The organism is Simiduia curdlanivorans, from assembly GCF_030409605.1.
Lineage (GTDB): Bacteria > Pseudomonadota > Gammaproteobacteria > Pseudomonadales > Cellvibrionaceae > Simiduia > Simiduia curdlanivorans.
In genome coordinates this window covers 602,016-617,042 of the sequence record NZ_JAUFQG010000006.1, presented here as the reverse complement: position 1 = coordinate 617,042, position 15,027 = coordinate 602,016, and the positions used below count along the sequence as shown (strand labels likewise).

Sequence of the window (15,027 nt, the reverse complement as noted above, 5' to 3'; positions counted from 1 at the left end):
ATAAAATCTATAATATCGACCTTAAGTTGTCCGGTAGACGTTATGAATAACGAGAAGTTGAAACAGATTTTAATTGTTGGTGGTGGTGCCGCCGGTTGGCTCACGGCAGCAATATTGGCAGCAGAACATGGCGAGGCAGTTGGTGGTAGCTGCGTTATTACGCTAGTGGAATCCCCCGACGCTCCCACATTAGGGGTAGGCGAAGGCACTTGGCCTTCAATGCGTGATACCTTGCGTAGGGTTGGTCTGTCGGAAAAGCGTTTGTTTGCCGAATGTGATGCGTCTTTTAAGCAAGGCTCTTTATTTAATGGCTGGGCTACAGGGGCGGTTGATGATCGTTACTATCATCCTTTCACGCTACCGCATGGCTATTTTGAGCAGGATTTAGCGCGCTACTGCACCGATCAACCTTTTGCTTATGGCGTAAGTGCACAACCTATTTTATGCGATGCTGCGCGGGCGCCAAAACAGTTGGCTACACCTGAATATGCAGCGGTCGTTAATTACGGTTATCATTTTGATGCCGGAAAATTTGGCGCGCTGCTGCGCGATCACTGTACTCGCGGTTTGGGTGTTGTGTATAAACAATTGCACGTGACGGAAACCAAGGCGAGCGCAAGGGGTGATCTCGCTAGTCTTCAAACACGGCAAGGCGAAGAGCTAGCCGCTGATTTCTTTATTGATTGTTCAGGCAGTCAGTCTTTACTCTTGGCAAAACACTATCAGATTCCTTGGCGTTGCCAGCGAGATGTATTATTTAACGATTGCGCGTTGGCTACACAGGTTCCCTATCAGCAGGCCGATGAGTCAATCGCGTCGGTAACACGCGCAAGTGCACATAACAACGGCTGGATGTGGGATATAGGCTTACCCACACGGCGAGGTCTGGGTTTTGTTTTTGCACGAAATTTTATCTCTGAAGACGAGGCTCAGGTCGAGTTTGAACGCTATCTCTCGACTCAAGTTGCCGATGTAAAATCGCTAACTGTGCGCACACTCAAATTTGACCCTGGTTATCGAGAGACTTTTTGGGTTAATAATTGTGTGGCGGTGGGTATGGCCGCGGGTTTTATTGAGCCACTTGAGGCATCGGCGCTCGCTATGGTCGAGCAGTCTGCAGCCTTGATCAGAGATTTGCTACCCGTGCAGCGCGCCAACATGACCGGTGCTGCCTGCCAATATAATGCTCGAACACTGCAGCAGTGGCAGCAAGTGATCGAGTTCTTAAAATTACATTACCTTGTATCTAGGCGTGACAGCCCTTATTGGCAGGCACATCGACAGGCTACATCTTTACCCGAATCACTGGCTGATCTATTGAGGCGATGGCAGCACCGGCCGCCTAATCAAGCCGACTTTGCATTAGCTAAGCCACTGTTTCCCGCCGCCAGTTATCGCTATGTCTTGCAAGGCGCTGGCTTTGGCTGTGATTATTCTCGTAGCCCGCGGCCGGATGCTAACCGCCAGCGTGCGCAACAGCTTTTGTCGGAAGTGACAATGCAAAGCCAGAAGTATTTAGGTGGCCTGCCTAGTAATCGCGATTTTATTAATCAGTGGTTGGCAGCCTCGTGACTTACCCTGAATTTATTCCCAGCGTGGAAACGATGACAGTGGCTCAGGTCGAGGATATTTTGCCGCTGCTAAAAAATCGGATTCAGCCGTTACTTTTAAAGGGGGCCGTTGAGCATTGGGCTATCGTTGAGGCTGGTCGCCAAGGGCAATTATCGAATTACTTAAGCCAGTTTGACAGTGGCAAGCCTGGCGTTGTTTTCCGCATGGATAAAAAGCACGAGGGTAGGGTTTTCTATAATGAAAATTTTAGCGGCTTTAATTTTGCACGTGATCAGGCATTGCTGGTAGATGCTTTGAAGTTGCTCGAGTCGCACCCGTTAGATGGCAGTGGTTACTATGTTGGCTCATCATCGATTCCGTATTATTTTCCCGGGCTCACCGAAAAATTAGACTTAGGTGTTGGGGCGATTGAACCGCTTATATCGCTTTGGTTTGGCAACAAAACGCGCATCGCTGCACATTTTGATTTACCTGATAACTTAGCCTGCGTGGTCGCCGGTAGGCGTCGGTTTACCCTGTTCCCGCCTGAGCAAGTTAGCAATCTTTACGTGGGGCCATTAGACTTCACCCCGGCCGGTCAAGCCATTAGCTTGGTGGATTTTTATCATCCTGATCCAGTGCAATTTCCAAATTATGACCAAGCACTCAATTCAGCGTTGGTGGCGAATATGGAAGCTGGTGACGTGTTGTTTGTGCCTAGCATGTGGTGGCATCAGGTAGAGGGACTAGACAAGGTGAATATGTTGATCAATTTTTGGTGGAGGGCGACACCAGCTTGGTCTGGTTTGCCGCAAGATGCGATCAGCCTTGCACTCTTGTCGATAGGGTCGCTGCCGAAAGCTCAGCGCGAGGCCTGGGGCCATATTTTTCAACACTTTGTGGTGAATCGCGAACAAGCCACTGCACATATTCCGCCCGGAAAGCGCGGAATTTTGACCGACTTAAATGCCCAGTCTGCGGTTCAGCTGATGGCTGGTTTAATGTCGAGACTACAAAAATTTTTGACCTAGCGAGACTTATGTATGCAATCACCTAACCATAAACCCATTAAAAAAGTGGTGATAGCCGGTGGCGGTACCGCTGGATGGATGACAGCAGCAGCCATGGCGAAGCTGATGGGGAAAAGTCTAGATATCACCTTGGTGGAGTCAGACACGATAGCAACTATTGGCGTTGGCGAAGCTACCATTCCTACGCTGGTGTTCTTTAATCGTTTGTTGGGTATTGATGAGGCGGAGTTTTTATCCGCAACTCAGGGCACTTATAAGTTAGGTATTAGATTCGAAAACTGGCGCGACGTTGGCAAGGACTACCTGCATGCCTTTGGCGTTACCGGCAAAGATTGTTGGGCCTGTGGTTTTCAACATTTTTGGTTGCGTGGTCAAAAGCTGGGTATTGCCGAAGATTTTGGCGCTTATTGTCTGGAGCGCCGTGCGGCGGAAAGCCACAAGTTTTCTCACTTGCCGAATAACGGCTTGAATTACGCTTTTCACATCGATGCTAGCCGCTATGCAACCTATCTGAGGGGTTTTAGCGAAAAATTCGGTGCTAAGCGCGTTGAAGGTAAAATTGGACAAGTGCTTTTGCATCCCGATAACGGCAATATCCGAGCGCTCAAATTAGAGTCTGGGGTAGAGGTTGAAGGTGATTTTTTTATTGATTGCACCGGTATGCGAGCCCTGCTGATTGAAAAGGCCCTGCATACAGGCTTTGAATCTTGGTCCCATTGGCTGCCCTGCGATAGTGCTGTTGCCGTGCAAACCAAAGCCATTGCGCCGGCCATTCCCTTTACCCGTTCCATCGCGCGTGAAAGTGGTTGGCAATGGCGGATTCCACTTCAGCATCGCGTGGGGAATGGGTTTGTGTATGCTGGCGCTTATCAGTCCGATGAATCTGCGCGCGCACAGTTGTTAGGCAATATTGAGGGCGAGCAACTTGCCGACCCGCTATTGATCAAATACGGCACTGGGCGGCGACGCAAGCAGTGGCATAAAAACTGCCTAGCTGTTGGGTTGTCGAGTGGCTTTCTCGAGCCGTTAGAATCAACCAGTATTCACCTTATACAACAAAACATTGTACGTTTTCTCCGCTTTTTTCCACAGCAAGGTATACATCAAACGGAGGTTGATGAATTCAATCGGCAGGCCGATTTTGAAATGGAACGCATCCGCGATTTTATTATTTTGCATTACAAGGTTACCGATCGCACTGATACGGAATTTTGGCGTCACTGCCGGCAAATGTCAGTGCCTGATACGCTAGCCACCAAAATAGATATGTTTCGCGAAACCGGCCATGTATTTCGCGAGTCGAGTGAGTTGTTTGTCGACTCGTGGCAACAGGTAATGTTGGGTCAAGGTCTGGTACCGGAGCGATATCATCCCCTGGTGGATACGATGAGCGAAGCTGAGCTAACAGATTTTTTAAGCCATATCAAAAATAATGTCGATAATACGGTCGGTGGTTTAAAAGATCACACCGTGTACTTGGCTGAGTTGATGAGCGCAAAGTAAGGCCGTTTGAGAGGTGGGTTTTACCGCATTACCAGCGCTTAGCCGCCTCTTGATCTGATTCTCTCGCGTCAACCCAGCGCTCGCCTTCTTTGGTTGTTTCTCGTTTCCAGAAAGGCGCGCGGGTTTTTAGGTAATCCATGATGAACTCGCAGGCGGAAAACGCGTCGCCCCTGTGTGCTGAGCTAATGCCAACGTAAACAATTTGATCGGAAGGGTTGAGTTGGCCCACGCGGTGGGTTAATAACACTGTATTTAAATCCCAGCGCCGCGTTGCTTCCTCGGCAATCTCTGTGAGGGATTTTTCCGTCATGCCGGGGTAATGCTCGAGAAATAAACCCGTGACCCCATCGCCCAGATTCATGTCGCGCACCAGACCGGTGAAAGTCACGATGGCGCCAATCTCTGGGCAGGCTTGGCGCAGCTCGTGGTAAAGTGCGGCCTGATCGAAATCCTGTGTTTGAACTTTTACGATGATGGCCATTTAACCACCCGTGACCGGCGGAAAGAAGGCGACTTCATCGCCATCTTTAACGGCGCTGTGTTTATGGCACAGGGTTTGGTTTACGGCGACCAATATATTGGCGCCGGATAATATCTCCTGCCATTGTGGCTGCAGCTTAATGAGCGCGGCTTGTACGTCTGCCACTTCTTTAAGATTATCGCAAGGCAGCTGTAAATCCGCTTGGCCGAGTTGGTCGCGTAGGCGGGCGAAAAATTTAATCTGGATCATGTTTGTTCCTGTCGTTCAGTCACGTAGCTCGGTCACGTAGTGCAGTCACGTAGTTCAGTCACGTAGTTCGGCTACCTAGCTCAGCAACATAGTGACCACTTTTACCGCCGGATTTTTCCAGGACTCGAGTGCCTTCAATCACCATATTTTTATCCACCGCTTTACACATGTCGTAGACCGTAAGTGCGGCGACGGAGGCGGCGGCGAGGGCTTCCATTTCAACACCGGTTTGGCCGCTTAGTCGACAGCAGCTTTCAATGCGCACGCGGTTGTGTAACGGCTCGGGTGTCAGTTCTACTTTAATGTGAGTGAGTAGCAGCGGGTGGCAAAGGGGAATCAAATCTGCGCATTTTTTTGCCGCCTGTATGCCGGCGATGCGGGCCACGGCGAGCACATCGCCCTTTTTATGGCCACCGTCTGTAATCAGTGCGAGCGTCGCTGCAGCCATGGTGATATAGGCTTCGGCTCGCGCCTCCCGTTGGGTATTATCCTTTGCGCCCACATCTACCATGTGCGCATGGCCTTGATCGTCTAAATGTGTGAGTTGGCTCATCGCTCTCTGTCCGCCTTAGTTAAGGCTGCCATGATAGCAAAGCTATCAAATAATTTTGGAAAAACTCTGTTTAGTTTCTGGCGTTATATAGGCATCAAAGGCCATACATATGCGGCGAATAAGTAATCGCCCCTTAGCCAAAACTCTTATGCCTTGGTTATCAACTCTCAGTAGACCATCCTTTTCCATGCTTATGAGCTGCACTAAAGCCTGCTTAAAATAGTGTTTAAACTCTATGCCAAAGGCCTGTTCAATGTCGCTGAAGGTGACTTGAAACTGACAGATAAGGTCCATGATCACGGCCTTGCGGATATGATCGTCTTGGCTCATGGCAAAGCCTTTGGCGATAGGCGCTAGATTTTGATCTAGGGCTTGATAGTAATGGTTGAGTTGCTTGTGATTCTGCAAGTAGAGGTTATCTATCTGGCTGATGGCCGAAACACCAAAGGCTAAAAGGTCGCAGTGGCCGTGAGTCGCATAGCCCTGAAAGTTTCTGTGTAGTTTACCTTCAGCCTGGGCGCGGGCAAGCTCATCGCCGGGTTTGGCGAAGTGATCCATGCCGATATACACGTAACCTTCGTTGTCCAGCCGCTCGATAATGTAGTGCAGCATATCGAGTTTTGCGTTCGCACTTGGTAGCGCGGTTTCGTCTATCTGCTTTTGCACCTTAAACAGGTGCGGCATATGTGCGTAGTTAAATACGCTAAGCCTATCCGGGCTTAACCTTATGACGGCCTCAAGGGTGCTGGCGATGGAGTTTAGGGATTGCTTTGGCAGCCCGTAGATCAAATCCATACTGATGGAGTGGTAGGCGCTGTTACGCGCCTGTTTTATTAAGCTTGAGACCTCTTCCACGCTGTTAAACCGGTTTACGGCTTTTTGCACCGCGGGGTCGAAGTCTTGAATGCCAATACTGAGGCGGTTGAAGCCTAATGCGCGCAGGCCTTTCAGGGTTTCGGGTGTGACGCTGGCAGGATGTATTTCAAGTGCATACTCGCCGCTGTCATCCGTGTGCAAATTGAAGTGCTTGCGGGTTTCCTGCATCAGTGCGGCCATTTGTTCGAGCGATAAATAGGTGGGTGTGCCGCCACCCCAATGCAGTTGATCCACCGGTCTATGGCGGTCGATCCTAGTGGCCATCATGGCCATTTCTTTGAACAGTCGCTCTAAGTAGGGAATGGATTTGCTTTTATCGGCCGTGATCACTTTGTTGCAAGCACAGTAGTAACAAACCGTATTGCAAAAGGGAATGTGGCAATAAATAGACAGCGGCCTAGCGGCGTTATCGCTTCGGGCCAATGCCCCACTGATATCTTGGTCGCTGATCAAGTTGTGAAATTGTGGCGCCGTTGGGTAGGAGGTGTAGCGTGGCCCAGATAAGTCGTAGCGGGCGATGAGACTGCTATCCCAAAGTGCCGTTTCAGCTGAATTGGCAGGTGTTAGTGAAGGAGTGGCCATGAGCGAGGTAAATACAATGGTGAATGTGGCGCTATCTTAAGCCAGCCCTTTGCCTGCTTACATGACATGGGTCAAGGAGTGGTTGTTTGGCCGGTTATTTTGTTTTAGAGTGATCGCTACAGTATTGTTTTGAGCACCTATGCCTAGACCAAAATCCTTCGATCAGGAGCGCGCCTTACAGGCCGCCATGCATTGCTTCTGGCAGCGAGGCTTTGGCGCCAGCAGCATGAAAGATTTGGAGCAGGCAACGGGCCTAAAGACCAGTAGCCTCTATCATTGTTTCGAGTCGAAAGAGGCGTTGTTTTTAAATGCGCTCGATCTGTATATCGCTCAGGTGGTGCAGCCACGGGTGCAGCGCCATTTATTGCGTGGCGACCCGCTGCGCGGCATTGAGGCGTATTTTCGCGAGTGTTTTTTACCGCAATCGCCAGCTTTATCCTTTGGTTGCTTGCTGATTAACAGCGGCACCGAATTGGGCGCCGTTCATGCTCAAGCTAAAGCGAAGGTCGCGCAGGGTTTGCGTTGTGCTGAACAGGGTTTAGCGCAAGCCTTAGTGCGCGCGCAACAGCAGGGGTTAATATCAGCGACAGTAGATAGTGCTGTGCGCGCTAAGCAGCTGGGTCTTTTGCTCAGCGGTATGCTGGTCAATTGTAAAGTGGCGCGCGCTAGTGAATGGCTTGCGGAGGCAATGGCCTCGGTGCGCCAGTTGTTGCGAGCCAACTAAAAACAGAAAAACCTTAACAATAATAATTTACAGGGAGTAGGGCATGGAATTTTTGCGCACACCGGATGCTTGTTTTGACAAGTTGCCGGGCTACAGCTTTACACCAAACTATCTTCAGGTGGCCGATACCGAAGGCGGGCAACTAAGGTTGCACTATGTGGATGAGGGCGATGTGAACGCGCCCGTTATATTGTTGCTGCACGGCGAGCCGACCTGGAGTTTTCTCTATCGGCATATGATTCCCCTGTTGGTGGCTGCTGGGTTTCGCGTTCTGGCGCCAGACCTGATTGGTTTTGGTCGATCGGATAAGCCGATTAACACCCGTGATTATACTTATGCCCGTCATGTTACGTGGATGAAAGATTGGTTAACCCAAGTTGAGGCGAAAAATATCACGCTGTTTTGCCAAGACTGGGGTGGCCTTATTGGTTTGCGCTTAGTGGCTGAACTGGGCCATTTGTTTGCTCGCGTGGTGGCGGCCAACACTATGTTGCCCACCGGTGATTTCGCGCCGGGGCAAGCCTTTGAACAATGGCAACAATACGCTCAAACCGTGCCGGTTTTACCTGTTGGCGATATTGTGAATCGCGGCGCCGTAACGAATTTGAGCGCGGAGGTTATTGCTGCGTACAACGCGCCTTACCCGGACGAGCGCTATAAGGCGGGGGCGCGCATATTTCCGCAGCTCGTACCGGTTACGCCATCAGACCCAGAGGCACAGGCTAATCGTGCGGCTTGGCAGCAATTGCGCCAATGGCAAAAGCCTTTCTTGACGGCTTTTAGCGATAAAGACCCGATTACGGCTGGCGCGGAAAAGATTCTGCAAAAGTTAATCCCTGGTACCCAAGGGTTGCAACATCCCATTGTTGCTGAGGCCGGTCATTTTTTACAGGAAGATAAAAGCCAGACATTGGCCGATCTCATTATTGAATTTGTAAAAAACACATCTACACAGTCTAGCGCTTAGGACAGTACCCATGGATATTACGCAAACGCGATTTGAAGTCTCTAAAGCAACATTGCAAGACATCTCCGCCCAAGTAATGAAGGTCGATCAGCCACTTTTGGCTGGGCAGGTGCTGCTGGCGATTGATTGTTTTAGTTTTACCGCAAACAATGTGACCTATGCAACCTTGGGTGAAACGTTACGCTACTGGAATTTTTTTCCTTCTGGCGATGTAGCTAAGGGGATTATTCCCGTATGGGGCTTTGCCGATGTTTTGGCCTCCTGCTGTGCGAGTGTTCATGTAGGCGAGCGCTTTTATGGCTACTATCCGATGGCCTCGCATTTGGTGGTGGAGCCTGCGAATATTTCAGTGCACGGTTTTGTCGACGCGACTCACCATCGAAAATCGCTGCCGAAAATCTATAACCAATATACCAATACCGAAACAGACCCGTTATATCGAGCCGACGCCGAAGGCTTGCAGATGCTAATGCGGCCATTATTTACCACGTCTTTTTTATTAGCTGACTTTTTTGATGAAAATGACAACTTCGGCGCCGAGCAATTAGTGTTAACCAGTGCGTCGAGTAAAACCGCGATTGGCACCGCATTGTTGCTGCAGGCGGGTAAGTTGGTGCAAGAAAAGCGAACCCATCTCGTAGGCTTAACGTCCAGTGCCAATAAGGCCTTTGTGGAAAGCCTTGGCTGTTATGACCAAGTGCAGAGTTATCAAGAGTTGGCGGAGTTAAACCCTAAGGCCGCTAGCGCGGTAATAGATTTTGCCGGCAATGGTCAGCTTTTGTCGGATGTAGCGCAGCATCTTGCTGATAAGCTCACCTATGTTAGCTTGGTGGGCGTGTCTCATTGGGATAACCGTCAGGGCTTGGAGCCGCTGAGTATTGTGCCGAAACCAGAATTGTTTTTTGCGCCCACTCAGGCGGAGAAGCGTTTGCGTCAGTGGTCTACGGCTGGCTTTTATCAACGCTTGGCGAGTGCTTGGTCGCAATTTGAAATCTTTTCCCGCGCTTGGTTAAATATTGAAACCTATGTAGGAAATAAGGAAATTGAAGCTGTTTACCAGCGTGTCCTAGCCGGTAAACAGTCGCCTGATAAGGGCTATATTTTAGCTTTTTCGAAAGATGCCTTGAGTTGACTGTAGGGTTTGGCCGTTAAACGTTAGCGAGAAAGTTGATACTACACCTCGCCTCATAAGCCTGAGGCGAGGGTGATTAGTTTTAATCGCTAGAAAAAATTGACCCTATTAAAAACTTGTACCTTCCCGGTTTTCGCCTTCGCCAAATTTGAATAGCTCCAAGATTTATCTTAAGAGTAAGCGCTCTAGGGTGCGCACGTAAATTTTGTGCAATTTATCCAAGTCATCGACTTTTACACACTCATCTACTTTATGGATGGTGGCATTGACGGGGCCGAGCTCAACCACCTGCGATCCGGTGGGGGCAATGAAGCGACCATCGCTGGTGCCGCCCGCCGTCGATAATTCGGTGCTGCGACCTTCCACATCGGCAATAGCGCCAACAATCGCGTCTACCAGTTCGCCTTGGCTGGTTAAAAATGGTTGGCCAGATAAATTCCACTGCACTTGGTAGTTCAAGCCGTGCTTCAGCAATATCGCTTCCGTGCGCTCGCGCAGTTGCTCTTCTGTTACCTCGGTGGAAAAGCGAAAATTACACAGCAGTTCGAGTTCCCCGGGAATGACGTTGGTTGCGCCAGTGCCGCTGTTAATGTTGGATACTTGAAAACTGGTGGCCGGAAAAAACGCGTTGCCGCCGTCCCAAATTTCGGCGGCCAATTCCGTTAAGGCGGGGGCGAAAGCGTGAATGGGGTTTTCGGCCAAATGCGGGTAGGCGACGTGGCCTTGAATGCCTTTAATTGTCAACTTCGCGCCCAGTGAGCCGCGCCGACCATTTTTGATCACGTCGCCAACTTGCTCTGTGCTCGACGGCTCGCCAACTAAGCAGCAGTCGATATGTTTATTTTGCGCTTGTAGCCATTCGACCACTTTTACCGTGCCGTTAACCGCTGGGCCCTCTTCGTCACTGGTAATCAGAAAGCCTATGCGCCCCGGGTGATTTGGGTGTTTCGCCACAAATTCTTCGCAGGCGGTAACCATGGCGGCCAGGCTGCCTTTCATATCGGCGGCACCGCGGCCGTATAACATGCCATCGTCAATGGTGGGTTGAAAGGGCGGGAAGCGCCATTGCGATACTGGGCCAGTTGGTACCACGTCTGTGTGTCCGGCAAAAGCCATTAACGGGCCGGACTCACCTCTCTCCGCCCAGAAATTATCGACATCTTCGAAGCGTAGGCGCTCAATTGTAAAACCGATGGCCTGTAAGCGGGCGATCATCATGTCCTGACAACCGTCATCCAGTGGCGTTACCGAAGGCCGCTCAATTAACGCGCAGGCGAGTTGTAGGGTTGCAGAGGTCATGGTTTACATCCTGTGGCAAAAAGTCGCGTATTTTAGCAAAAACTCAGTATTTTACCGCAACCAGCTACACTCAATTTAAGTTTTTTAGTGATTGATTGTTATGTGGCTAAGTCTGCTCGGCTGTTTTCTACTCGCGGCGTTGGTTTCAATTGCGCTCCTCGTCGGCGCCTTGGTTCGCTGGCCGCAGCTGTGGCTGTGGGCTTCGTTACGCTTCAGCGCAGGGCGTTGGCTGCTGAGGTTTTTACAATTTTTCTCCGTAGAAGGGCCTGGTACCCGTGTGTCGGGCTACTGGCTTTGGCATGTGGCCAACAGGCACCTGTGTTTAGTGGGCTCTAACCTAACTAACTTGGGTTTCGAAGGGCATTGGGTCGAGCGGTCGCTGGATGACCTGATGGCCTTGCTAGACAGCGATGATCGGGTCCGATTGAGCCAGTTTGCCAAGGCGTTTGTGGCGAGGCAACAGCCGGTAACGGTTGAGTTTAGGGGGCAAGCTAGCGCAGGCGTGAAGCTTTGGTTGCAGGCGACCGGTAAGGCGTTAGCGTGGGATCGACAGGGTGGCGCATCGATTGTCTTTGGCCGTTTCGAAGAAATTAGCGAGCGCAATATGGACCCTAGCGCTATTGCGGCAATGAATGCGCCATTAAATGAGCCGGTGGAGTTGCAACAAAAGGTAAGTCGACAGGTCGAGCAATCGGCTAATGATCTTAAGTTGAGGTTGCAGCAAGTTTTGGATACCGCCCAGGTTGCGCTTTGCTGGAAAGACAGCGCCGGTATTTATTTAGGTTGCAACCAAAAGTTTGCCGACCTTGTGCAAGAGCCAAACCCTGAAAATGTCATTGGTAAAACCGATATGGAGTTGGCATGGAGCGATGATGTTGCCATCACGATTGCCGAAGACCAAGACATTCTGCACCAGCGCAAAACGCTGGTCGATAAAGAAACTGAGTTACCGAATGCCGCGGGGACGCGGTTTATCAAAAGTCATGCAGCGCCACTGCGCGACGATAGCGACTCGGTGATTGGGGTATTCAGAAGCTACGAAGATATTACGGTGCGGCGGCGTATGGAGGCCCTCGCCCATAAAGAGCGCCAGTTGATGCAGGAAATTTTAGACAGTTCCAATGCCATGATTACCATTGTCGATCGACATTACTGCTTTCTTCGCATTAACGGTTACTTTGAAGCGACCATGGGGTTGAAGGCTAAGGACGTCGTGGGTAAGCATGTAAAAGAAGTCATTAAAGGTCCAAAAGGTGATCTTGTGGCAGCGATCTGCGATCAAATAGTGGCAACAGGATTACCAGTAACAGAAGAGTATTCGGTACCCATTGAGCGAGGTGGTAGACGCTCATTTATAGCCAATGTGACACCCGTTTTTGATGAGAGTGGCAAAGTCGATAAACTGGTAACGGTTTCAACTGACGTTACAGAGTTAAAAATGGCGCAAGTTGAACTAGAAGCATCTCGTAATAAAGCCGAGCAGGCCGCATCGGTAAAAAGCCGGTTTCTGGCGAACATGAGCCATGAAATTCGCACCCCTATGAATGCCATTTTGGGCTTCAGCCAGCTGGCGCTGGCGACATCATTAGATACAAAGCAATTAGATTATCTCACTAAAATACATTTTTCTGCGGAAAATTTGCTTGGCATTGTTAACGACATTTTAGATTTTTCAAAAATTGAAGCCGGTAAATTAACGTTAGAGGAAAAGGCTTTCGACTTACGGGTTTTTCTGGATAATGTTTGCTCCATATTCGAAATGAAATCGAAACAGAAACATTTGATGTTTAATCGAACAATCTTGCCTAACACGCCATCTTTCATAAAATCTGACGCGCTGCGCTTACATCAAATATTGGTGAATTTGATCGGCAATGCCATTAAGTTCACCCATACGGGCTCAGTAACTTTAGAGGTTCGGATGAGTGTCGATATGGGCGAGCGGCATATATTACGTTTTGCCGTTGTGGATACCGGTGTGGGTTTAAGCGAAGCGCAAATGGCGCAGTTATTCGTCGCTTTCGAGCAGGTCGATGCAGGCGTTGCCAGACAATATGGCGGCACGGGTTTAGGTCTTACCATTAGTCGGCGACTGGTTGAAATGATGGGCGGGGAGGTCAAGGTTTCCAGTGTGTTGGGGCAGGGTAGTCGGTTTGAATTTAGCGTAAACGTGGGCAGTGCTAGCGCTGAGGATGTTATTGAGCGAGCGGCAGCCAGCGTGGTTGATTACGTGCCCGATTTTCAAGGTGCGAAGCTTTTGCTTGTGGAGGATAACGAGGTGAATTTACAGGTCGCCTCTGAGATATTGGCGCCCTTTAATCTGGACATTGTTACCGCCTGCAATGGAGCCGAGGCGGTACAGAAAGTTTTGGCTCGGGACTTTGCGCTGGTGCTAATGGATATTCAAATGCCGGTTATGGACGGCTACACCGCCACCCAAAAAATACGCGAGACGTTTAGTGACACCCAGCTACCGATTATTGGCTTAACCGCCAATGCCATGAGCGAAGACAGGCAGGCGAGTCAACGGGCTGGCATGAATGCCCATGTGGCAAAACCCATTGATGTTAGGGCTTTGGTTGCCGCACTGAGGCGTTTTTTACCGGAGCGAGTTAGGGCACCGCACAGGCCTGAAACGCCGGAACATTATTCGATTAATAGCGGTGATTCGAGTAATGAAAATGACAGGGTAGTGGCGTTGCATGCATCGACACTGGATGTAGATGAGGGCGTATTGCGTTTGCGTGGGCGTAAAGATCGCTACCAAGAGTTACTGCTAAGTTTTATTACCCAATACCAAACGGTAGGCCAGCAATGTATCGATTTGATTGCGCAGCAGGGCTTTGCCGATGCCAAAGCACTCGTGCATCAAGTCAAGGGCGTCGCGGGAAATCTTAGCGCTAAAAAAGTCTATGAAGAATCTCAGGCATTGGAATCACTCCTTGCCGACAGCGCGGAACCGCGCGATGGCGCGCAGCTCCTAGCCCAAGGGCGTTTACTTCAGTTGGCGCTAGACGAGCTAGCCGAGGCTATCGACAAGCTCTGTCGCATTCAGAACTAGTTGGCGTGCAATGCCTCATTGAGTGCAACAGCGGTTTTATTTGCCTTGCATTCAACTGCACCGGAGAGTGAGTTACGGCGAAACAGTAGGTCTGTTTGACCCGCTAAGTCTCGCGCTTTTACATCGCGCACCAAGTTACCTTGGTCGTCGAGCAAATGCACTTTGGTGCCGGCGGTAATATAAAGGCCAGACTCGACAGTGCAGCGATCCCCCAAGGGAATTCCTATGCCTGCATTCGCGCCCAGCAGGCAGTTGTCGCCCACGGAAATAACAATGTTGCCGCCGCCAGACAAGGTGCCCATGGTTGAGCAGCCGCCACCCAAGTCGGAACCTTTACCGACAAACACGCCAGCCGAAATGCGACCCTCAATCATGCCTGGCCCTTCGGTGCCGGCATTAAAGTTAACAAAGCCTTCGTGCATGATAGTGGTGCCCGCACCTAAGTAGGCGCCAAGGCGAACCCGCGCAGTGTGGGCAATGCGCACGCCTTCGGGCACAACGTAATTGGTCATTTTTGGGAACTTGTCGACGCAAGCAACTTCTAGTGTTTCGCCGTTGCAGCGAGCGGCTAACTGTCGACTCGGCAGCTCGGCTAAATCCACAGCACCTTGGTTGGTCCACGCGACATTTGGCAGGACGCCGAAAATGCCATCGAGCTTTGTTTGGTGTGGCTTTACCAAGCGGTGGGACAATAGGTGCAGTTTTAAGTAGGCTTCTGGTACTGAACTTGGCGCTGTGTCTGCGCCTAGGAGCACGGCAACTAAGGGGCGTTCGCTTTGGCTTAGTTGACTCAGAGATTCGGCCAGTGAGGCATCTTCCTGGGCCACGGCTTTGGCCAGCTCAGCCGCTTGTGTTTGACTCAAGGTTTGTGTGCCCAGCTCCGGCAGTACCCTGTGCACAGCTTTTGCCAGTGTTTCTGAAACCTTAACGCGCGGTGTTGGGTAGAAAACTTCAAGCCATTGGCCTTGGCTGTTGTGGGTGCCGACACCGAAACCCAGAGCATACAGAGTCATTGAAA

The 15,027-nt window shown here is 50.5% G+C and carries 13 protein-coding genes; 7 read left to right on the top strand and 6 right to left on the bottom strand.

Annotated elements, in window-relative coordinates; all coding sequences use genetic code 11:
* The first annotated feature begins 42 nt into the window (after positions 1-42).
* The 3 genes from QWY82_RS16580 to QWY82_RS16570 are packed head-to-tail and all read left to right on the top strand — an operon-like array spanning position 43 to position 4,085.
* Positions 43-1,572 carry a tryptophan halogenase family protein gene (locus tag QWY82_RS16580; RefSeq protein WP_290264615.1) on the top strand — a complete coding sequence of 510 codons (1,530 nt, stop codon included), beginning with the start codon at positions 43-45 and terminating at the stop codon, positions 1,570-1,572.
* Positions 1,569-2,582, top strand: a complete 1,014-nt coding sequence (locus QWY82_RS16575; protein ID WP_290264612.1) for a cupin-like domain-containing protein — start codon at positions 1,569-1,571, stop codon at positions 2,580-2,582. Before QWY82_RS16580 ends, QWY82_RS16575 begins: the two co-directional genes overlap by 4 nt.
* Positions 2,583-2,594: 12 nt before the next feature.
* Positions 2,595-4,085 (top strand): tryptophan halogenase family protein, encoded by a 1,491-nt coding sequence (locus tag QWY82_RS16570; RefSeq protein ID WP_290264610.1) that lies wholly within the window; start codon positions 2,595-2,597, stop codon positions 4,083-4,085.
* Positions 4,086-4,113: 28 nt separating this feature from the next.
* On the opposite strand, the gene moaE is transcribed toward QWY82_RS16570, so the two are convergent.
* The 4 genes from moaE to hemN are packed head-to-tail and all read right to left on the bottom strand — an operon-like array spanning position 4,114 to position 6,826.
* Positions 4,114-4,566: a molybdopterin synthase catalytic subunit MoaE gene (gene moaE / locus QWY82_RS16565; protein ID WP_290264608.1), complete on the bottom strand. Its 453-nt coding sequence runs from the start codon at positions 4,564-4,566 to the stop codon at positions 4,114-4,116.
* Positions 4,567-4,815: a molybdopterin converting factor subunit 1 gene (gene moaD / locus QWY82_RS16560; protein ID WP_290264606.1), complete on the bottom strand. Its 249-nt coding sequence runs from the start codon at positions 4,813-4,815 to the stop codon at positions 4,567-4,569.
* Between the two features lie 58 nt (positions 4,816-4,873).
* Positions 4,874-5,368 (bottom strand): cyclic pyranopterin monophosphate synthase MoaC, encoded by a 495-nt coding sequence (gene moaC, locus QWY82_RS16555; protein ID WP_290264604.1) that lies wholly within the window; start codon positions 5,366-5,368, stop codon positions 4,874-4,876.
* A gap of 45 nt (positions 5,369-5,413) precedes the next feature.
* Positions 5,414-6,826: an oxygen-independent coproporphyrinogen III oxidase gene (gene hemN / locus QWY82_RS16550; RefSeq protein WP_290264602.1), complete on the bottom strand. Its 1,413-nt coding sequence runs from the start codon at positions 6,824-6,826 to the stop codon at positions 5,414-5,416.
* 139 nt (positions 6,827-6,965) lie between these two features.
* Between hemN and QWY82_RS16545 the strand changes: the two genes are divergently transcribed.
* The 3 genes from QWY82_RS16545 to QWY82_RS16535 are packed head-to-tail and all read left to right on the top strand — an operon-like array spanning position 6,966 to position 9,649.
* The gene (locus QWY82_RS16545) at positions 6,966-7,550 is read left to right on the top strand and encodes a TetR/AcrR family transcriptional regulator (protein WP_290264600.1); all 585 of its coding nucleotides are present in this window, start codon (positions 6,966-6,968) and stop codon (positions 7,548-7,550) included.
* Positions 7,551-7,593: 43 nt separating this feature from the next.
* Positions 7,594-8,517, top strand: coding sequence for a haloalkane dehalogenase (locus QWY82_RS16540; RefSeq protein WP_290264597.1), 924 nt, complete (start codon positions 7,594-7,596; stop codon positions 8,515-8,517).
* A gap of 10 nt (positions 8,518-8,527) precedes the next feature.
* On the top strand, positions 8,528-9,649 hold the full coding sequence (locus QWY82_RS16535) for a DUF2855 family protein (RefSeq protein ID WP_290264595.1): 1,122 nt from the start codon (positions 8,528-8,530) through the stop codon (positions 9,647-9,649).
* A 165-nt stretch (positions 9,650-9,814) separates the two neighbouring features.
* On the opposite strand, the gene dapE is transcribed toward QWY82_RS16535, so the two are convergent.
* Positions 9,815-10,948 carry a succinyl-diaminopimelate desuccinylase gene (dapE, locus tag QWY82_RS16530; RefSeq protein WP_290264593.1) on the bottom strand — a complete coding sequence of 378 codons (1,134 nt, stop codon included), beginning with the start codon at positions 10,946-10,948 and terminating at the stop codon, positions 9,815-9,817.
* 100 nt (positions 10,949-11,048) lie between these two features.
* On the opposite strand from dapE, the gene QWY82_RS16525 reads away from it, so the two are divergent.
* On the top strand, positions 11,049-14,009 hold the full coding sequence (locus tag QWY82_RS16525; protein ID WP_290264592.1) for a PAS domain-containing protein: 2,961 nt from the start codon (positions 11,049-11,051) through the stop codon (positions 14,007-14,009).
* Here the strand turns inward: QWY82_RS16525 and dapD are convergent.
* Positions 14,006-15,022, bottom strand: coding sequence for a 2,3,4,5-tetrahydropyridine-2,6-dicarboxylate N-succinyltransferase (dapD, locus tag QWY82_RS16520; RefSeq protein ID WP_290264590.1), 1,017 nt, complete (start codon positions 15,020-15,022; stop codon positions 14,006-14,008). The two genes, QWY82_RS16525 and dapD, sit on opposite strands and share 4 nt — an antisense overlap.
* Positions 15,023-15,027 lie beyond the last annotated feature (5 nt).